At 60.8% G+C, this 18,528-nt stretch carries 16 protein-coding genes; 11 read left to right on the top strand and 5 right to left on the bottom strand.

The genetic code is table 11. The annotated features are described in order from the left end of the window. Window positions 1-80: 80 nt before the first annotated feature. The gene (locus DX908_RS00480) at window positions 81-887 is read right to left on the bottom strand and encodes an SDR family NAD(P)-dependent oxidoreductase (RefSeq protein WP_116390519.1); all 807 of its coding nucleotides are present in this window, start codon (window positions 885-887) and stop codon (window positions 81-83) included. Between the two features lie 85 nt (window positions 888-972). Further along, on the bottom strand, window positions 973-1,152 hold the full coding sequence (locus DX908_RS00475) for a YdcH family protein (protein WP_116390518.1): 180 nt from the start codon (window positions 1,150-1,152) through the stop codon (window positions 973-975). A gap of 162 nt (window positions 1,153-1,314) precedes the next feature. Between DX908_RS00475 and DX908_RS00470 the strand changes: the two genes are divergently transcribed. The 5 genes from DX908_RS00470 to ppk2 are packed head-to-tail and all read left to right on the top strand — an operon-like array spanning window position 1,315 to window position 4,264. Then, complete coding sequence (locus DX908_RS00470) at window positions 1,315-1,905, top strand: UbiX family flavin prenyltransferase (protein ID WP_116390517.1); 591 nt, start codon at window positions 1,315-1,317, stop codon at window positions 1,903-1,905. Further along, window positions 1,895-2,449, top strand: a complete 555-nt coding sequence (locus DX908_RS00465) for a TIGR02444 family protein (protein WP_116390516.1) — start codon at window positions 1,895-1,897, stop codon at window positions 2,447-2,449. Before DX908_RS00470 ends, DX908_RS00465 begins: the two co-directional genes overlap by 11 nt. Then, on the top strand, window positions 2,446-2,736 hold the full coding sequence (locus tag DX908_RS16880) for a YdcH family protein (RefSeq protein ID WP_116390515.1): 291 nt from the start codon (window positions 2,446-2,448) through the stop codon (window positions 2,734-2,736). The genes DX908_RS00465 and DX908_RS16880 overlap by 4 nt, the downstream gene beginning before the upstream one ends. Further along, window positions 2,733-3,350, top strand: a complete 618-nt coding sequence (locus tag DX908_RS00455; protein WP_116390514.1) for a peptidylprolyl isomerase — start codon at window positions 2,733-2,735, stop codon at window positions 3,348-3,350. Before DX908_RS16880 ends, DX908_RS00455 begins: the two co-directional genes overlap by 4 nt. Continuing rightward, a complete protein-coding gene (gene ppk2 / locus DX908_RS00450; protein ID WP_116390513.1) occupies window positions 3,350-4,264 on the top strand; it encodes a polyphosphate kinase 2 in 915 nt (304 codons plus the stop codon). The genes DX908_RS00455 and ppk2 overlap by 1 nt, the downstream gene beginning before the upstream one ends. Here the strand turns inward: ppk2 and DX908_RS00445 are convergent. After that, on the bottom strand, window positions 4,261-5,304 hold the full coding sequence (locus DX908_RS00445) for a zinc-binding metallopeptidase family protein (protein ID WP_116390512.1): 1,044 nt from the start codon (window positions 5,302-5,304) through the stop codon (window positions 4,261-4,263). The two genes, ppk2 and DX908_RS00445, sit on opposite strands and share 4 nt — an antisense overlap. 53 nt (window positions 5,305-5,357) lie before the next feature. Continuing rightward, on the bottom strand, window positions 5,358-6,278 hold the full coding sequence (locus DX908_RS00440; RefSeq protein WP_233508607.1) for a polyprenyl synthetase family protein: 921 nt from the start codon (window positions 6,276-6,278) through the stop codon (window positions 5,358-5,360). Window positions 6,279-6,336: 58 nt separating this feature from the next. Here DX908_RS00440 and DX908_RS00435 point away from each other — a divergent pair, with 58 nt between their 5' ends. The 6 genes from DX908_RS00435 (at window position 6,337) to DX908_RS00410 (ending at window position 17,261) form a co-directional block, all read left to right on the top strand. Continuing rightward, window positions 6,337-8,172, top strand: a complete 1,836-nt coding sequence (locus tag DX908_RS00435; protein ID WP_116390510.1) for an autotransporter assembly complex protein TamA — start codon at window positions 6,337-6,339, stop codon at window positions 8,170-8,172. Next, window positions 8,172-12,059 carry a translocation/assembly module TamB domain-containing protein gene (locus DX908_RS00430; RefSeq protein WP_116390509.1) on the top strand — a complete coding sequence of 1,296 codons (3,888 nt, stop codon included), beginning with the start codon at window positions 8,172-8,174 and terminating at the stop codon, window positions 12,057-12,059. Before DX908_RS00435 ends, DX908_RS00430 begins: the two co-directional genes overlap by 1 nt. A gap of 1 nt (window position 12,060) precedes the next feature. Then, window positions 12,061-12,966, top strand: a complete 906-nt coding sequence (gene xrtA, locus DX908_RS00425; protein WP_158548386.1) for an exosortase A — start codon at window positions 12,061-12,063, stop codon at window positions 12,964-12,966. Beyond that, complete coding sequence (gene asnB / locus DX908_RS00420) at window positions 12,966-14,912, top strand: asparagine synthase (glutamine-hydrolyzing) (RefSeq protein ID WP_116390507.1); 1,947 nt, start codon at window positions 12,966-12,968, stop codon at window positions 14,910-14,912. Before xrtA ends, asnB begins: the two co-directional genes overlap by 1 nt. A 144-nt stretch (window positions 14,913-15,056) precedes the next feature. Further along, window positions 15,057-16,358 (top strand): patatin-like phospholipase family protein, encoded by a 1,302-nt coding sequence (locus DX908_RS00415; RefSeq protein ID WP_158548385.1) that lies wholly within the window; start codon window positions 15,057-15,059, stop codon window positions 16,356-16,358. A gap of 108 nt (window positions 16,359-16,466) precedes the next feature. After that, entirely contained in the window at window positions 16,467-17,261 is a 795-nt protein-coding gene (locus DX908_RS00410; RefSeq protein ID WP_158548384.1) for a nuclear transport factor 2 family protein, read from the top strand. 22 nt (window positions 17,262-17,283) lie between these two features. Here DX908_RS00410 and carA read toward each other — a convergent pair whose 3' ends face one another. Continuing rightward, a complete protein-coding gene (gene carA, locus DX908_RS00405) occupies window positions 17,284-18,468 on the bottom strand; it encodes a glutamine-hydrolyzing carbamoyl-phosphate synthase small subunit (protein ID WP_116390504.1) in 1,185 nt (394 codons plus the stop codon). Window positions 18,469-18,528: the final 60 nt, after the last annotated feature.

Genomic DNA, 18,528 nt, shown 5'->3' with positions numbered 1-18,528 from the left:
TCCCTTGGGGCGCGTTAACCGCAATTCCGTAATTGCTTGTCCCTTATCTGAACGCTTGCGGCAAGCCGCAGGTTCAATGCTCACCCGTCCATGGGCCGGGTCTTACGGTGCTGAGCCAACCGGCCGCCATCAACGAAGACAGTCTGGCCGGTGATGAAAGACGCTTCTTCTGATGCAAGGAAATGGACGGCGTTGGCCGCCTCTTCGGGCTCACCGCGCCGGGCCAGCGGCGTTTCTGCAATCGCGTGCTTGCGGTCCTCGCGGCTCTGCAGCTCGACATCGTCAATTTCTGACTTGATGGCTGCGATACCGACCGTATTGGCCCGCGCTGCATAGGGCGAGAGCGTCAGCGCGACGGCTTTAGTCAGCTGCACGATGGCGCCTTGCGTTGCGACGAAGATCGCGTGATCGGCAGTGGCGGTGACGGCCTCACTTGAGACGATATTGACGATCGCGCCGGATTTAGCAGCATTCGCCCCACCATCGTCTGTGTCGCCCGCCTGACGGATGATCTCACGCGCCACGGCCCGATTGAGGAGGAAGGCCGCTCTCACATTGCGGTCAAAGACGGTGTCATAATCCGTCTCCGTCGTATCCAGCAGTGGGGCTGCATGGAAAAAGGTCGCACAATGAGCAAGCACGTTGATTTCGCCGTAACAGTCGAGCGCCTCGGCAACGATATTATGGACGTCGAGTTTCTGGTGAAGCTCCGCTTCAATGAAGGTCGCTGTGCCCCCTGCACTATTGATCTCATCACGCAAGGCTATGCCGCGTTCGCTATCAGTATCAGCAAGGATGAGCTTGTCTTTTGATTTTGCGAATCGCAGGGCCGCCGCACGGCCGATGCCGTCCACTGCGCCTGTCACGATGACTGATCTGCCGCCCATTTATCGCTCCATCGCCCGGAAATTGGGCATGAAAAAAGCCCCGGTGTCGTCCCCCGGGGCTCGGTTGGCAAGATGCAAACTGTCCTCAGTTCGGCTTACGCATGGTCTCCAGAGAGAACATCTCATCCTTGATCGCCAGCTTCTGGCGCTTGAGGTCATGCAGCCTGAGTTCGTCCTGCATGGGTCTTCGCATTTCCTCTTCAATAAGAGTCTCAAGACTCCGATGACGTTCGTCGAGACTGGTGAGACGTGCATCGATGTTCATGGGGAGACACTCCTTTCAAGGTTGCTGTCAGACCCCGAGTGGAACATCCTTCGGTTACCGGAGTCACGAGAAAAATGGTTAAGACGCAGGTGTTTTTACAGTGCTGGATGGCGGGCTTTCTTCGCTTTAACTTTTTGTATTTTAGGGTAATTCACTGATTTTATGACCGAACGTAAGAAACGAATTATCATCGGTATTTCGGGCGCATCTGGTGCGGCTTATGCGCGCTCTTTGCTCGAACAGCTGGCAGGACTTGGCGCTGAGACGCATCTCGTCGTCAGCCGTGCCGGTCGGCTGACTGCCGCCTATGAAATGGGCGAAGGGTTCCAATACGGTCCCGCACACGCAACATACGGCATCAACGATGTCGGCGCCCCAATTGCGAGTGGCTCTTTCCGTACGGACGGCATGGTTATCGCGCCCTGTTCGGTTCGTACCATGTCAGAAATTGCGACCGGCGTGACCTCTACATTGCTAACCCGCGCCGCCGATGTGTGCCTGAAAGAACGCCGACCGCTGGTCCTGATGGTGCGCGAGACGCCGTTCCATCTGGGGCATCTGCGGACTATGACCCAGCTTGCCGAAATGGGGGCGATCATCGCCCCGCCCTTACCCGCACTTTATGCAGAACCGCAGACGGTCGAGGACATTGTCCGGCAGTCCGCCGCCAGGTGCCTTGAGCTGCTCGGCTTTGAGCCGTCCGAGACCAAACGCTGGGGCGAAGATATGGGACCGGTCGCCGATGACGCCTGAGCGCGCCGCTGAAGATTTCTGGGAATGGTCGATTGAGGTCTACGCCCGGCCGGGGATGAAAGATGCACTCCTCAAACTGCAGGACCGCCATCACCTCAACGTCAATCTCATCCTCTGGGCGATCTGGGCGGCACAGGCCGGATGGAAGCTCGATGAGGAGAAGATCGAGGAGCTGACCCGCGCCGTCGATCAGTTCACGCGCTATGGTATCGAGCGCCTGCGCGAAGTCCGGCGCTATCTCAGCTCCCCCAAAAAAGGATTTTCGGAGAGAGACCTTGGCGAGCTGCGCGATGAGCTTCTCGATGCTGAGATCAAAGGCGAAAGAATGGTCCAGACCCGCCTTGCCGAACTCACCGCGACGGGTGCTGGCGAGCGAGAAACAATGGACCTCGATGACATCATGAGCGCTGCCCGGACTCATTTTGCGAATATTGGTCCGAGCCTTGAAAAACCGGTGCTTCTGGCCGATAGCCACGGATTCGCGGCGGCAGGGGAACTCTTCGAAGAGGTCCTCCAGCTAGCGCTATCGGAGGAGACGGCATGACCGACAAAGAAGACGCTGAAGGACCGCGCCTTGTCGCGATAGATGGGGACGCTGCGGCCCGCTCGGATGAGCCCGAACCTCCTGAGGGTGCGAATGACGAGGCTTTGCGCATTCGCCTCACACAGCTCGAACAAGAGCACCGGGATCTCGATGTCGCCATCGAAAGCCTTGAAGAGCGCATGCCCTATGACCGGCTGACCATCCAGCGGCTGAAAAAGAAAAAGCTGATCCTGAAAGACGAGATCACGCGCATTCACGATATTCTGTTGCCGGACATTATCGCATGACCTTCCTGACCGCCCTCTTTGCCAGCCTGATGCTGCTCACCGGCAGTGCGGTTGAAGAGCCGACCTCGAGCCATGCCCGCATCAAGACCTCGATGGGCGACATCGATGTTGAACTTTATACGGAAGAAGCGCCCGTCACGACGGCTAATTTCATCGAATATGCAACCAGCGGCTATTATGACCGGCTGGTCTTTCATCGCGTGGTGGCCGGCACGCTGATCCAGGGCGGCGGGTATACAAGATCGCTCTATCGGCGGCCGACAACGCTCGATCCCATCGTCAATGAGGCGACCAACGGGATCAAGAATGAGCACGGCACGCTCGCCATGGCGCGCTATGCCGATCCTGACAGCGCGACCTCGCAGTTCTTCATCAATCTCAAGGACAATCCGTTCCTCGACCGGACCGGCGAGGTCTATAAGAAAGATGCAGGCTATGCCGTTTTCGGCAAGGTCGTCGCCGGTATGGAAATTGCAGATGCCATCGGCATGGTGGAGACCGGCCCTGCCGAGGGGGAAATCTTTTTCGAGAAGGACGTGCCGGTCAAACCGGTCGTCATTCTCCGCATCGATCCGATATCGGCAGATGAGGTTGGCGTAACGGCAGGTGAGTAATGGCCAAGGGGGAAGACGTTCCCGGCGAAGAAGAGAGCCGCGCCGTCCAGCTTGATCTTGGCGGCAAGTTCCGCATTTTCGATATCGACAATCCGGAACTGCCCAAATGGATCGACAAGGCCCGGGTGACCTCGGGTGGTTATCCGTATGATGAGCGCCTGCCGAAAAAGGTCTATTATCGCGCGCTCGAAGCCCTCCAGATCGAACTCGTCAAAGTCCAGTCCTGGCAACAGGCAACCGGCGCGCGCGTCCTTTCCCTGTTCGAGGGACGGGATGCGGCAGGCAAAGGCGGCTCGATCAAGACCACGCGGGAGTTTCTCAACCCCCGGAATGCACGCATCGTCGCCCTGCCCAAGCCGACCGACCGTGAACGGACCGAATGGTATTTCCAGCGCTATGTGAAAGAACTGCCCGCGGGCGGTGAAATGGTTCTATTCGACCGCTCCTGGTATAATCGCGCCGGTGTCGAGCCGGTCATGGGGTTCTGTACGCCCGACCAGCACAAGCAATTCCTCCGCGAAGTCCCTGGCTTCGAAGCTGCACTCGCGCGCGACGGCATCCATCTTTTTAAATTCTGGCTGGCCATCGGGCGCGAGACCCAGATGGAGCGGTTCCATTCGCGCCGCCATGATCCGCGCCGGACATGGAAGCTCTCCGGCATGGATATCGCCGCCCTCACCCGCTGGGATGATTATTCAAAGGCGCGCGATCTGATGCTGCGCACGACCCATACGGCGGTGGCGCCTTGGACTGTGGTGCGCATGAATGACAAGCGCCGCGGACGCCTCAACCTCATCCGCACCCTGCTCAAACGCCTGCCCTATCACGGCAAGAATGAGGATGCGATCGGTGAGATCGATCCCCTGATCGCGATGGATGGCGGCACGTTTGATGCGCCCTCAACCCAGCTTTAAGAGCCGCAGGCCTGCCGGATCGTTTCATGAATAAAGGCGAGCTTCTCCTCGACCGGGGTTGAAAGCACGAAGGGATAGAGGTCAGGCTGACCCATCGAGCGGTTGACCGCATTGACCGCGACCGTCACCTGCACCCAGTCCGCAATCAGCACACCGATCTCACCTGAGTGATAGGGATCGAAATCGAGCGACGCGCCCTCGACCTGAAAGCCATAGGACTGCGCCGTCTCCAGCCCGTCGACCATATGGATGTAATGCGCGAAGCTCTCCGCCCAGTCCTCCCATGGATGGGATGAGGCATATTCAGAGATAAACCGCTGGCGCCAGTCAGCGGGTGGGCCTTCCTTGTAATGACGATCAAGCGCTTCAGCGTAATCAACCTGTTCATCCCCGAACAGCGCACGGAAAGCCTCGACCCGCCCGCCATCACGGATCAGCCGGTCCCAGTAATAATGCCCGACTTCATGACGTAGATGCCCCACCGCCGTACGGTAGCGTTCCCCTAGCTGCGCGCGGCGGCGCTCGCGTTCGGCATCATCGCCTTCAGCAACATTGATCGTGATCCGGCCATTGTCATGCCCGGTCAGAACAGGCGTCACTGTACCGTCCGGTGCGATCTGATCAGCGAGAAAATCAAAAATCAGCGCGCCCTCTTCGGCCTCCGCCGCCGTCGGTGCCCGCAGTCCCCAACGCAAAATCGAATAGAAAAGCTGGCGTTTGGCAAGTTCCAGCGCCCGCCAGCTTTCCAGATGGATCACGTCGCTCAAATCTGGGATCGTGTCATTGTGCCGACAGGCGACACATAGGGGCTCAGGGTCAGAGACCGGCACCAGCCAATTGCACGCAAGATGCTGTTGGTTACTGCACGGACGATAGGGCTGGGTTTTACCGTCCCCTTTACGCCACTTCTCCTGATCCGGGTCATAGGCGAGCATTGTGCCGAGCAGCGGCGCATAGCCCACCTGTCGGCGGCAGACGACGCATGTCGTGTTCCTGAAATGAAGTTCATTGCCGCAATTCGGGCAGTTCTGTCTCTTCATGACCGCTCAACGCGCCTGTAGACTCATTGCTCCACGCCGGAACAATTTATTCCTCAATGCGATCTGTCCGCCAGCATATGGGCAAGGTCACGCAAGACCACCGCCCGCTCCCCGAAGGGCGCCAGTGCCTCTTCGGCCTTTTTCGTCAGTAGGCCCACGCGATCCCGAGCGCCGTCAAGCCCGAGAAGGGAAACGTAAGTTGCCTTGCCCGCCTCATCATCGGCACCCGCCGGTTTGCCGAGCGCTTCGGCGCTTTGCGTCACATCAAGGATATCATCGACAACCTGAAACGCCTCGCCGACACTTGCCGCATAGGCGCGCAGGCGAGACAGCTCATCCTCACTGGCGCGGCCAATGATCCCGCCCATCACGGCGGCGGCCTCGATCAATGCGCCGGTCTTCCTTTTCTGGATACCCGCTATTTCGTCTTCGGTGAGTGTCCCAGGATAAAGATCCATCATCTGCCCGCCGACCATGCCGGCAGAGCCCGCCCCACGCGACAGCTCATGCACCAGCGCCGCCGCGACATCCGCAGAATAGTTGCCGGGGGCAGTTAAAACCGTGAACGCATCCGTCAGGAGGCCGTCGCCTGCAAGGATCGCAATCGCCTCGTCATAGGCCTTGTGCACGCTCGGCTGGCCCCGGCGGGTGTCGGCATCGTCCATCGCCGGGAGATCATCGTGGATCAGCGAATAGCAATGGATCATCTCAATCGCCGTTGCGGCAGGCAGCGCCTGCGACTCTACGACGCCGAAAAGACCAGCTGTTTCAAGTACAAGGAAAGGCCTTAACCTTTTTCCGCCACCTAGCGCGCCATGCGCCATCGCCTCCTGCAACCTCAGAAGCGCCGGAATGTCCGATTTTTCACTGAAAACAGTGCGAGAAAGCGCCTCAGAGACGATTTGCGCACGAAGCCTCAACATCTCTGTAATATTACTGCCCATGACCGGTGCATGTCCTTGATCTATGGTCATCGTCAAGATCCGGCGGCAGAGGCAACGTCTTCGCGGGGCGCAAGTTTGAATTGGTATCATGCGTGAGTTGAGACCCTGGACCCTGGCAGCCGGTGCGTGCCTGATCATGGCCCCCGCCGCCGCTATCGCAGCAGCTGAACTTGATGTCGCCGTCGAGCTGACGGGCATCGAGAATGAGGCCCTGCACAAAGAGATGCGGGTCTTGAGCAAGGTCGCCCGCGGCAAGGAAACCTACACCGCGCTCGCGCCCCTGCGCCGTGCTGTCGAACAGGACGCGCGGGCCATCGAACGGGCCTTGCGCTCAAAGGGCTATTACGCCGCTAATGTCGTTCCCGACATCAAGCGGACCGGGCTCGACGTCCGCGTCACCATCGCAGTCACGCCAGGCGAGAAATTTACGGTCACCGATTATGTGATCATTTATGTCGACGATCAGCCAAATGAGCGCCCAGCAGATTTTGCCGCCATCGGGAAAACCCCCAAAGGTGATCCGGCGGGCAAAAAACTCGAAGAGTTGAGCGACGCCCTCGTCTCTTACCTGTGGAACAATGGCTATCCCGCGACAGAAGAGATCGAGCGGCAAGTCGAGGCCCGGTTTGAGGATTCGACCGCCACGGCGGTCTTCCGCCTGCGAACGGGGCCGATCGCCACCTATGGCGATATCCGCACTGAAGGCCTCAAGCGCACTGATACCGATTTCATCGCCGCGCATTTCCGACCCGCCGAAGGCGACATTTATAGCCGCAAGCAGATCGACAAATTCCGCACACGTCTCGCGGGCACCAGCCTCTTCCGTGAAGTCGCGATCGAGCCCGCTCCGCCTGCGGCAGATGGCCGGACAGACCTTCTCGTCACTGTCGAGGAGCGCAAGCACCGCACGATTGGCGCCGGGGTCTCCTTCGGCACCGATGTCGGTATCGGCGCGACTGCGAACTGGGAGAACCGCAATATCTTCGGCGGCGGCGAGCGTCTGTCGACGGAGCTGAAATGGTCCGCCCCCGCACAGGATCTTGAAGTCATTTTCGAGGATCCTCTGCCGCGCTGGCCGGGGTCGTGGAATACGAGTCTTCTTCTGGAGAATGAGACGACAGACGCCTTCGAAGCGCAGACCGCGACCGTCGGTGCCGGGGTCACCAAGAAATTCTTCGAGAGCAAATGGGAGCTCTCCGCCGGGCTTCGTTATACGATTTCGGACATCACGGATTTCTCGGATCCCGATTTCCCCGACGGGTTCGAAGAGACCTTCCAGACGGCAAGCCTGCCATTCGCCGCCGCCTATAACAATGAGAACAATGCGCTGAACCCGACCTCCGGCTATCGTCTGCGGGCGGAAGTCACACCGTTCTTTGGAGATCTGCAATTCAACCGGGCAGAGCTCTCCGCTGCCTCTCGGATCGGATTTGGCTCCACCAAGCGCTTCCTGATTGCGGGCCGCGCGCGGATGGGCGCGACCATCGGTGCCAGCGGCACGGACCTTCCGGCAACGGAGCGTTTCTTTGCGGGCGGTGGCGGCTCGGTGCGCGGCTATGCCTTTCAGGAAGCAGGTCCCATCGACAGCGAGACCGGCAATCCGACCGGCGGCGCCTCTGTTGCCGAGGTCAATCTTGAAACCCGCTTTCGGGTTCAGGAGAAGATCCAGATCGCTCTATTCGCAGATGGCGGCTCTGTCTTTGAAAGCGAAACGCCAGATTTCTCCGGCGACTTCCTTGTCGGCGCAGGGGTCGGCGTTCGGTATCTGACCCCTATCGGGCCGATCCGTCTTGATGTCGCTACCCCTCTCGACAAGCGCGAGATCCGGGGTCTGCGCGAGAATGAAGATGGGATGCTTGAGGAGCAGACGATCTTTCAGGATGATCCGATCCAAGTCTATATCGCGCTGGGGCAGCCTTTCTGATGCGCCGTATCCTGATATATCTCGGGATCGGGCTTATGGCGCTGGTCCTCCTCCTGCTCGGCACAGTGTTCGTCTTTCCGAAGACACCTGTTGGCCAGCGGATCATAGATTCTATTGCCCGCCCGCGCATCGAGCGCATCGTTGAGCAACAGCTCGGCAGCGACATCCATTTCGAGCGGATCAGGGGGGCCCTGCCTGGTGAAATCATCATCTCCGACCTGTCACTCAGTCAGGAAGGAGAGGACTGGCTGACGGCGGACACGCTGACGCTTCGATGGTCACCGCTGGCTGCACTCAGCCGCGATATCCGCATCGAGCTTCTTTCAGGCTCGAACATCATCCTCTATCGCGAGCCCGTCCTACCCGAACGCCCCGAAAAGGACGAGCCATCCACGGACAAAAGCCGCAGCCTCTTTCCGCTGCCGAAAATTCTGGTCGAGGAATTCTCCGTCGACAGTTTCTCGATCCGTGAGCCCGTCTTCGGTGAGCGCTATGATCTGACCTTCAAGGGCCATGCGAAGACCGAAAACCGGCACGCCAGCGCCAGCTTCGAGCTCGACACCACATCTGATTCAGATTCCCTCCGCCTCAAGATGGATTATGACCGCGACCGGCTGCAACTGAGCGGGTCGGCGCTCAGTGCCCCGAACGGGCTCATCACCACGGCGCTGGGCGCGGAGGATACGGTCTGGTTGACGCTTGATGGCAGCGGGCCGCTCGATGACTGGCAGGGCACGATTGAGGGGGAAGCCGGTCTCTTTGGGGGACTTTCGGGCGACATTGGCGGCGATCTCGTCAGTTTCGAGGATGCGCGTTTCTCGCTCAATATCGTACCCGGCCCGCTCCTGCCCGAGACCAGCGCCACCCTTGTGGGCGATGCGCTCTATATTCGCGGCGATACGAAAGCGGCGGATGACCGGATCGTCCTGACGCTTGAAGAAGCCCGCGCCCGGTTCGGGGAGCTCGCGGGCACTGTCAGCCTGCCGATGAATGGCAAAGGCGTTTATGAAGCCGATATCAGCGGGGAGCTGAGCGAAGCCCTCGCCGCCGATTATGACGCGCCCATGCTGGCCGGTCCCGTCACCCTCAAGGGCCAGTTCGAACGCGGGGACATCATTTCCTTTGCCGGTGAGCTTGAAACGAAACTTGCGCGCCTGACTGTCACGGACGGCACCTCTGGCGGTGAGATGCTCTTTGCCGGGAAGATCGCGCTTGATGCCCGAGATATCCCTTTCTCCGCCGGACAGATCGACCCCATTCTTGCGCAGGGCGGGCGGGTCAGCGGCGATCTCAGCGTCACGGATGACATCGCGGTCAGCCTGACCAATATGACGGGCCAGCTTGGGGCCGACGGCCAGCGGATGACGCTCTCAGGCAACGCCGCCTATACCCATGAGACGGGCGCGGTCGACGCAACCCTCGCCGGCAATCTCGGGCCGGACGCCTTCGCCCTCCTCACCGGGCAGAAGCTTTTCAGTGCCGACCTGCCCTACCGGTTAAGCGCATCAGGCACGGCGCAGGATGCAAAGGCCGACATGACGCTTCGCTTCCCGCAGGGCAGCTATGAGGAGATCAGCTTCACCCCCGGCACGTTGTCAGCGAACCTGACCGGCCTGCCGTCCCGGCCCGCCGGTACGATCCGCCTTCAGTCCTCGGATGAAAGCTATCGCGGCTATGCCGAGCTTGCGAGCACGGAAAACAGGATCGCCCTACCGCGCCTGACCTTCACAGGCGGCAATCTCACTCTCGAAGGCAATGCCGCCTACCAGCCTGCTAATGGCAGCGCGGAAGCCAAGCTCGCGCTCAACTCGCCCACCCCGACGACGCTCATCACCGGACAGACGATTGCAGGTGCGATGAATATCGACACCAAACTTGATGGCAATACGGACAGTGTCGAGGCGACGGGCACGCTGGAGCGCTTCCGTTATGGCGAATATGACATTGCCTCAGCCGAGTTCACCGCAGGCGGCACACTCTCCAATCTGCGGGCGGATGTGACAGCGCAAGGCGCCTATCTGCCCGGTGTGTATCTCGCCAAAGCCGATATCGGCACAGTCTGGCATCTCGATGGCGAGACGCGGAGCGCCGAGATCAACCGGCTTGTCGCCGCGATTGATGAGGACACGGAGAAATCCCGCATCACGCTTATCTCGCCGACGCGTCTCACGCTGGGGAAGACGATTAGCCTGTCGCAAACACGGCTTGACTGGCTCAGCGATGGCGAGGTGACCGCTTCGGGCAGTTTTGCGCCGACCCATTGGGTCGCGGATGTCTCACTTGAAAGCGTGGAGCTGCCGCGCTTTACCTCGCCCGTGACCGGCGCCTTCACTCTTGATACGAATGAAGAGACCCCGGCCCGGTTCACTGCCTCCGCCACGGCCTCGCCTGAGGAAAGCGATGACACCTATCGCCTGGCCGCGGAAGGGAATTGGTCCGGCGAGACACTGACCTTCACCTCTACCATTGCGCCGGAGGGCGGCCAGTCCTTTATCACTACGGACGTCAAATGGCCGCTGCGCCTGACTCGCACGAATGGGCGACTCTCCATCGCTCTGCCCGAAGAAGAGATCAGCGGCACGGTCCGGGCCAAGGGCGATATCTCCCCACTCTACGCCTTCATTCCGTCCGTCCCGCCCTATTTCACGGGCGAGCTTGAAGGCGCAATCAATCTCTCAGGGACACCGAATGCGCCGCTGCTAGAGGGCCGCATCAATCTCGCCGATGGCCGGTTCGAGGAACCCTCAATCGGCGTCACCATGACTGAACTGACAGGCGTGATCGAGCTTGGCTACAGCACCGACAACGCAAGGGGCCGCTTTGACATCGTCGGCGCCGGTGCCAGCGGACGCGATAAATCCGTTAATCTTCAAGGCACGGTGGAGCTGGCCGGAGACAAAAGCGCCGTTGATGCCAAGCTCGTCCTCAGTGATGCGACCATCGTTGATGGCCCGAACCTCAAGGTTCGCACAGGTGCCGATCTGGCCCTGACAGGCACCTTTGATGACCTCAAACTCGCGGGCACGGTCAATATCGGCCAGATCGATTCAGGCATTCCAGATTCCGCAGGCGGCAATGGCGAGGGCGTACCGACCTATACGGAGGTGAATGTCGTCCGTGTTGACGGCCCGGAGCCGGAACTTGCCGAACTCAAGGCCCCCAAGCAAAGCGCACCCAATGTCACGCTCGATCTGCATGTCACGGCGGAGAACGAGATTTTCATCCGTGGTCGGGGGCTGGATACCGAATGGCGGGCCAATCTCGACATTGACGGGACCAGCGCTGCGCCAGTCATTGACGGGGATATCATCCTGCGCCGGGGCTCGCTCGATTTTGCCGGGCGGACCTTTGACTTCGACCGAGGCCGCATCGAATTCCAGCCGCATACGGACACCCTTGCGACGATCAATGCCCGCGCCGGATATAGCCGCGATGAGGTCGATGCCTATGTGAATGTCGGCGGCACGGTAACGAGCCCCGAAATTTCGCTCAGCTCCAATCCGCCCATGCCGGAAGAAGACGTCATGGCGCTGATCCTCTTCGGCAAGCAGCCCACGGAACTCTCAGCGCTTGAATCGCTCCAGATCGCGAACGCCCTGCGCAGCCTTGCCGGGATCGGCCCGTCCTTCGGCGGCGGGACGGGCCTGCAATCAACCCTCGGGCTCGACGCGCTTTCCTTCGGGGTCGATGAGGCGACCGGCGAAGGGGTCGTGCAGGTCGGCAAATATATCTCCGATGATCTTTATGTCAGCGCCCGTCAGACCGCGCGTGGCACGAGTTCTGAAGTTACCGTGACCTATGAACTCACCGATGATGTCACCGTCGAATCCACCCTCCAGCCCAATGGCGCCCAGGATGTCTCAGTCAATTACAAGAAAGACTACTGAGATGCGGCCCCGGCATCTGAGCCTGTTGGGCGCTGGCGGGCTTGTCCTGCTGCTGCTCATCGCTTGGCGCGAGGGGCTACTTCACATGATCAATGTCTGGCGGATCAGCCCGGCCTATATGCACGGCTTTCTGGTGCCGATCGTCAGCGCGGGGCTGATCTATGATGGCTGGCGCAAGGGCGAAGTCTTTGCGACATGGCCGCTCGCGCTCGTGGGCGTTGGCGGAGCAAGTGCACTTTATGCGCTTGCGACGATCACGGATATTCAGCTCGGCCAGCATATCGCCATTGCAGGCGGCATCACTTCGCTCCTCGCGCTCGTCTTCGGCAAGACCTTTGCGATCCGCCACCGTTTTGCGCTGGCCTTCCTCTTCTGCGCAGTCCCTGTCGGCGAAGAGATCACCCCGTTCCTTCAGGAGATCACGGCGGCTGCGATCATCGGCACGCTGCATGTCCTCGACATCACGGCGATCCGGCAGGGCCTGATGATCCGCACCGAGCCCGGCGATTTCCTTGTTGCCGAAGCCTGTGCGGGGCTTCGCTTCCTTGTCGGCATGGTCGTCAGCGGCATCCTCTTCGCGCATCTCCTCCTCCGCACACGCTGGAAGCAGCTCGTCCTGATCGCGGCCTGTTTCATCGTGCCGGTGATCGCCAATCTCATCCGCGCGGTCTCGGTCGTCCTTATCGGCGTTACGTCAGACATGTCGCTTGCCACAGGATTTGATCATCTCGTTTACGGCTGGGGCCTTTTCGCCCTGATATTCGCGACACTTTTCATCGCCGCGCTTAAGGCTTCCGAGACGGGTGCCCCTGTAAGATCCTCCCCGCCGATGGCCCAGATAGAGGCGCCCCGCCCCATGATCTGGCTTGCGGCAGGTGGTATGATCATCGTGGGGGGACTTTTCTGATGTGCGGCATCGCAGGCATTGTGGACCTTGAGGGCCGCCGGGAAATCGACCGGCTGGCGCTGGAACGCATGACGGAAGCCCTCGAGCACCGGGGGCCAGACGGGCATGGCTATCATCTCGAACCCGGCCTTGGGTTCGGTCATCGCCGTCTTGCGATCATCGATGAGGCAGGCGGGCGCCAGCCCTATACCGCGTCCGGCGGGACGGTGATTTGCTATAACGGCGAGATCTATAATCACAGGGAAGTCCGCGAAGACCTCACCCGCGCGGGCCGTCAGTTCCGTACACGGTCGGATACGGAAGTCCTTGCCGAGCTGATGGACCTTCGCGGACCTGAAGGCCTGCCAGAGCTGCAGGGCATGTTCGCCTTTGCCGCATGGGATCCGCGCAACGAGACCCTGACCCTTGCCCGTGACCGGCTGGGGGAGAAACCTCTTTACACCTACATTACTCGTGACGGCTTCCTCGTCTTTGCCTCAGAGATTGACGCGATGCTGGCTGGTGGCCTCGTCACCCCGGTGATCGATTCCACCTCGGTCGCTGACTATCTCTTCTATGGCTATGTGCCGGACCCCAAGACAATCTATCGCGGCATCCGCAAGCTGCCCCCCGCCCATGAGCTGACGATCCGGCGCGGCCGGGATGTTCCGCCGCCGCGTCGCTGGTGGTCCCTGCGGATGAAACCCGATCAGGGCTGCCGGTTTGAGGCAGCGCTCGAAACCATGCTGCCGACGCTGGACGAGGCCGTCAGTGACCAGATGATCTCCGACCGGCCGATTGCGGCTTTCCTGTCGGGCGGCGTTGATTCAAGCGCTGTTGCCTCCTCCATGCAGATTGGACGTGAGGCAAAAGTCACGACCTGCGCCATGGGATTTGACGATCCCGCCTATGACGAGCGCGGCCCCGCCGCCGAAGTTGCCCGGCACCTTGGCACTGATCACCGCGAATTCGTCACCCATTTTGATCCGAGCTTCCTGATCCCGGCGGTAGCCGCGATCTATGGCGAGCCATTCGCCGATACCTCCGCCGTGCCGACGGTTCTGTTGTGCAAAGGCGCGCGCCAGCATTCGGTCGTTGCCCTTTCCGGTGATGGCGGTGATGAGATATTCGCAGGCTACGGACGATATGACGGCATCCTGCAGGAAGCGCGCATCCGGCAATTCCTGCCCGAAGTCGCCCGCCGCTCGGTCTTCCGCGCAGCGGGACACCTCTATCCCGCCTTCCCGCCAAGCGTGCCTGCTCCTTTTCGCCTGAAGACCGCGCTCCAGTCGGTCAGCGAAGAACCCGAGGCTGGTTACGCCCGCGCGGTATCCGCCATCCTGCCCGACCGCTGCCGCGCCTTGCTTGCGCCAGAAATGCGCGATTACGAGCCGCAATCGATCATCGAGAGCGCGATGGTCGCCGCCGACATCTCCGACCCTGTCCTGGCCGCACAGGCCGTCGACATGGTGACATGGTTACCCGGCCGAATGCTGGTGAAGGTCGACCGTGCCTCCATGGCGAGCGGCCTTGAGGTGCGCCCGCCGCTCCTTGATCACCGGCTGGTCGAGTGGGCCGCGACCCTGCCCCGCTCCTTCAAGCTCAAAGGGCCGACGGCGAAGCGTATCCTCAAGGAAGCGCTCAAACCCCGCCTGCCCGCCGATATCCTCGCTCGCCAAAAACAGGGCTTTGGCGCCCCCGTCGATGGCTGGTTCCGCGATGATGGCGGCGCCCTGATCGACAATCTGATGGCCCGTGATGCATGGCGCGACAGCGGCTATTTCAGCCTCGACCGCGTCCGCGAGCTGGCAAAGCGGCACCGTACCGGGCGCGGTCAGCATGGCCAGGAGCTGTGGTCAGTCCTGATGTTTGACGCCTTCCTGACAAGGCAGTCCTGCAACAGGTCGCTGCTTGATGAGATTCCCTCCATAAATGCCCCTTCTATCGCGCGGGAGGCCGTGGCATAGTCGTCCCCTGTGGCGGGAAATGTTGGCCTGCCTGATGTAACTCACGGGGGATCGTTACGTCATATGCTAAGCCGATTTGCGAATAGTGCCGGTGAACTGGGCCTGTCCTTCAAGCCCCGGCGGCGCAATTATCGGCGTCCTGACATGCATGACCATCTTGGGCCGACCGGCCCCAAGCGCCTGCTTGCGCTCGATGGCGGCGGGGTGCGCTCTGCCATGTCGATTGCAATTCTCGAGAAGATCGAAGGCACGCTTCAACGCCGGCACGGCAATCACGACAGCTTCAAGCTGTCCGACTATTTCGACCTCATCGGCGGCACCTCGACCGGGGCGATCCTTGCTGCGGCGCTTGCGACCAATGCGGTCCGCGCGAGTGAGCTGCGCACGCTTTACGAAGAGCTGACGCGCGACGTGTTCCGCCGCGGGGGCCAGTTCGACGAGAAACGCCTCGGCCAGGCACTCGAGCGGATCTTTGGGTCCAAGACCCTTGGTGGGGAGATGGCGACCGGCCTCGCCGTTGTCGCCCGGCGGGTCGACACCGACTCGACCCTCGTTTTCCACAACAATCCCGAAGGCCCCAATTACGACGACGCGCCGGAGAAAGCGGCGCTCGGCTATGCGCGCTATCCGGTCGCCAATGTGATCCGCGCCTCGACCGCCTATCCGGGGGAATTCGCGCCCGCGCAGGTCAAGCTTGCGCGCCTGCCGCATCTTGAAGAGGGCCTCTTCGTTGATGCCGGTTTCACGCCGTTCAACAATCCGGCCTTCCAGCTCTTCCTGCTGGCGACCCTCAATAATCGCGGCTTTGGCTGGACCAAGGGTGAGGAGCAGCTCCTTGTCACCTCTGTCGGCACTGGCAGTCTGTGTAATGAACTTTCGCCCGCGTCGAACCGCCGTTCCTCTCGCGCCAAACAGGCGCAGCGCGGCCTTAATTTCATGATTGATGGCGCAGAGCACACGGGCGAGCTGCTGATGCAGCTCCTTTCAGAGCCTGCCGTGCCGCAGGAGACTATCCAGGAATTCGGTGACCTTCGCGATGCCCGCCTGACGCCGGAGCCGCAATGCACCTATCAGCGCTATCAAGCGAAGCTGACGGCCAAGACCCTGTCCGATGAATTCGGACTCGGCCTTTCGACGCGCCAGCTCAACCGTGTACGGAACATGATGGACCGGGACGGCTTCCAGATCGCCTATGAGATCGGTCAGGCCGTCGCCGATACGCTGGTCAGGGAAGATCACTTCCCGGCGGCGTTCAATCTCGAACCCCTGACCGCAGCGCGGGCGATCAAACCGGCGGACAAGGCCCAGGCCAAGGAGCCTGAGGCAGAAGCCGAGGAAGCTCCCGCCGAGACGGTCAAGGACATGACGACCTCGCGGCTGGCGAAACTGGCTGAAAGCCCGGCCCTTCGCCGCTCGCCCTTGCCGACCGGGTTGCCACGCCGCTGAGGCTCTTCGAGCGAAATTTCCATTCTGATTGTTTAGGATTCCGGCTCTGGATTTCTGGACGAACTCATCCGATACATTATCGATAAACGATAATGAGAGGGGATGACCATGTCGCTCAAATCCATGCTGCCCGCGGGGCTCCTGATCCTTGGCGGGCTCTTCACGCCCGCCCTCGCCGATGATGCTGAAGAACTTGATGCGCTGGGCAAGACCTTCGCGCTCGGTTTCTGGGAGAAAAGCCCCGAACAGGTCCTCTCCACCGTCCATCCGGCGCTGTCGAAAAAAGGCCGCGACGATAACTGGCGTGGCACCGGCCAAGAGATGATGGAGCATCTCTCCCCGGCGCGGCTTCAGATCCTCGGGCGGATTTATAATCATGATGACCGGCTTCAGAAGGTCGATAGCCCGCGCGTCATCGTCCATGAGATCACCGGCAATGCCGCCTCGATCGAGATGGTCAATGGCGAGTGGTATGACTTCTTCACCGCCGTGAAGATCAACGGCGAATGGAGCCTCCTCAATTGCGTATATGGCGGACTTGATACCTATCAGAGCCAGAGCGCGGATGAAGACAGTGCCGCAATTGATGGTGTACTGACGAGCTATATTGCCGGGCTCGCCGGCGACAAAGACCGGCTGGAAGAGACGCTCCATATCGAGCTTGAACGCCGCCAGCTTGGCACGACACATGGGGGCGCCAGCTATATCGAGCCCCTCGCCCGCGAAGCGCTGATCCTCGATGCCGGCTCTTTCGGGGTCGAAGAAAATGAGGCGCGTTTCACCGTGCATAATTTCACGGCGCGTGTTGCCTCGGCCCGCGTGGATGCAGGTCCGTGGTCAGAACAGGTTCAGCTGATGAAGCTCAATGGCGACTGGCAGATCGTGAACAGCTTCGTTCTCTGACGAAGCATGAAGGCGAGGCGGGTCAGGCCGCCTTGCCTTTTTCCTCGCGCATCATGTCGACGAAGCGCGAGAAGACAGGATAGCTGTCCTGCGGACCGGGGCTCGCCTCGGGGTGATGCTGGACCGACATGGCCGGGGCATCCTCAACGATCAGGCCAGAATTCGAGCCATCAAAAAGCGACGTATGCGTGGCTTTCACCCGTGAGGGCAGGCTTTCCGTATCGACCGCGAAGCCGTGGTTCATCGAGACGATCTCGACCTTGCCGGTCGTCAGGTCTTTCACCGGGTGGTTCGCGCCATGATGGCCCTGCGGCATCTTCATGGTGCGCCCGCCAACGGCCAGCGCAAGGAGCTGGTGCCCGAGGCAGATCCCGAAAAGCGGCACTTTCGCTTCAAGGATTTTCTGAATGACGGGCACGGCATATTCCGCAGTTGCAGCAGGATCGCCCGGCCCGTTCGACAGGACCACACCGTCCGGGTTCTTCGCCATGATGGTCTCGAAATCGGTTTTCGGCGGCACGACCGTCACGCGGCAGCCCGCCGCAACAAGACGGCGGAGGATCGTGCGCTTCACGCCATAATCGATGACCACAACATGCGGACCATCCGGGTTGCCCGTTGTGAAGCCCTCACCTGTCCAGTCGGCTTGCGCTTCCTTATAGGCGCGCGCGCCCGACACCCGGCCGGTGAGATCCATGCCCTCAAGCCCGGCAAAGCCTTTCGCGCGGCGAAGGAGGTCATCCATGTCAAAATGCCCCGACGGGGAATGCGCGATCACGCCATGCGGCATGCCGCCCTCGCGGATCGCAGCTGTCAGCGCACGGGTATCAACCCCGGAAATACCGATAATGCCGCGACGTTTCATCCAGCCGGGCAGGTCAAACCGCGCGCGGAAATTCGACGGCGTCGTCAGCGGCGCCCGAACGACGGCCCCGCGGGCCGCAACGGCAGCCTCGTCGGTTGCGTTCTCCGCATCATCATCATTGGCGCCGACATTGCCGATATGGGGGAAAGTGAAGGTGACGATCTGCTCGGCATAACTCGGATCGGTCAGGATTTCCTGATAGCCGGTCATGGCCGTGTTGAAACAGACTTCGCCAACAGCAACGCCGCTGGCGCCAAAGCCTTCTCCTTCAAAGACCGTCCCGTCGGCCAGCACCAGGCGGGCTGTGCGGACCGGTTTCGCAGCGTCTTGACTTAGGCGCATCTTTCCATATTTCTCCGTAGTGAGCGCCCACCCTTTCCCGAGGTGAGCCGACCGCCCTTA

It is taken from the genome of Parvularcula marina (assembly GCF_003399445.1).
Taxonomy (GTDB): domain Bacteria; phylum Pseudomonadota; class Alphaproteobacteria; order Caulobacterales; family Parvularculaceae; genus Parvularcula; species Parvularcula marina.
This window is presented reverse-complemented; position numbering and strand designations above follow the sequence as displayed.

Bases quoted from the DNA above. Each gene is read 5' to 3' on its own strand.
- DX908_RS00480 (WP_116390519.1), bottom strand. From the start codon at position 887: ATGGGCGGCAGATCAGTCATCGTGACAGGCGCAGTGGACGGCATCGGC.
- DX908_RS00475 (WP_116390518.1), bottom strand. From the start codon at position 1,152: ATGAACATCGATGCACGTCTCACCAGTCTCGACGAACGTCATCGGAGT.
- DX908_RS00470 (WP_116390517.1), top strand. From the start codon at position 1,315: ATGACCGAACGTAAGAAACGAATTATCATCGGTATTTCGGGCGCATCT.
- DX908_RS00465 (WP_116390516.1), top strand. From the start codon at position 1,895: ATGACGCCTGAGCGCGCCGCTGAAGATTTCTGGGAATGGTCGATTGAG.
- DX908_RS16880 (WP_116390515.1), top strand. From the start codon at position 2,446: ATGACCGACAAAGAAGACGCTGAAGGACCGCGCCTTGTCGCGATAGAT.
- DX908_RS00455 (WP_116390514.1), top strand. From the start codon at position 2,733: ATGACCTTCCTGACCGCCCTCTTTGCCAGCCTGATGCTGCTCACCGGC.
- ppk2 (WP_116390513.1), top strand. From the start codon at position 3,350: ATGGCCAAGGGGGAAGACGTTCCCGGCGAAGAAGAGAGCCGCGCCGTC.
- DX908_RS00445 (WP_116390512.1), bottom strand. From the start codon at position 5,304: ATGAAGAGACAGAACTGCCCGAATTGCGGCAATGAACTTCATTTCAGG.
- DX908_RS00440 (WP_233508607.1), bottom strand. From the start codon at position 6,278: ATGACCATAGATCAAGGACATGCACCGGTCATGGGCAGTAATATTACA.
- DX908_RS00435 (WP_116390510.1), top strand. From the start codon at position 6,337: ATGCGTGAGTTGAGACCCTGGACCCTGGCAGCCGGTGCGTGCCTGATC.
- DX908_RS00430 (WP_116390509.1), top strand. From the start codon at position 8,172: ATGCGCCGTATCCTGATATATCTCGGGATCGGGCTTATGGCGCTGGTC.
- xrtA (WP_158548386.1), top strand. From the start codon at position 12,061: ATGCGGCCCCGGCATCTGAGCCTGTTGGGCGCTGGCGGGCTTGTCCTG.
- asnB (WP_116390507.1), top strand. From the start codon at position 12,966: ATGTGCGGCATCGCAGGCATTGTGGACCTTGAGGGCCGCCGGGAAATC.
- DX908_RS00415 (WP_158548385.1), top strand. From the start codon at position 15,057: ATGCATGACCATCTTGGGCCGACCGGCCCCAAGCGCCTGCTTGCGCTC.
- DX908_RS00410 (WP_158548384.1), top strand. From the start codon at position 16,467: ATGTCGCTCAAATCCATGCTGCCCGCGGGGCTCCTGATCCTTGGCGGG.
- carA (WP_116390504.1), bottom strand. From the start codon at position 18,468: ATGCGCCTAAGTCAAGACGCTGCGAAACCGGTCCGCACAGCCCGCCTG.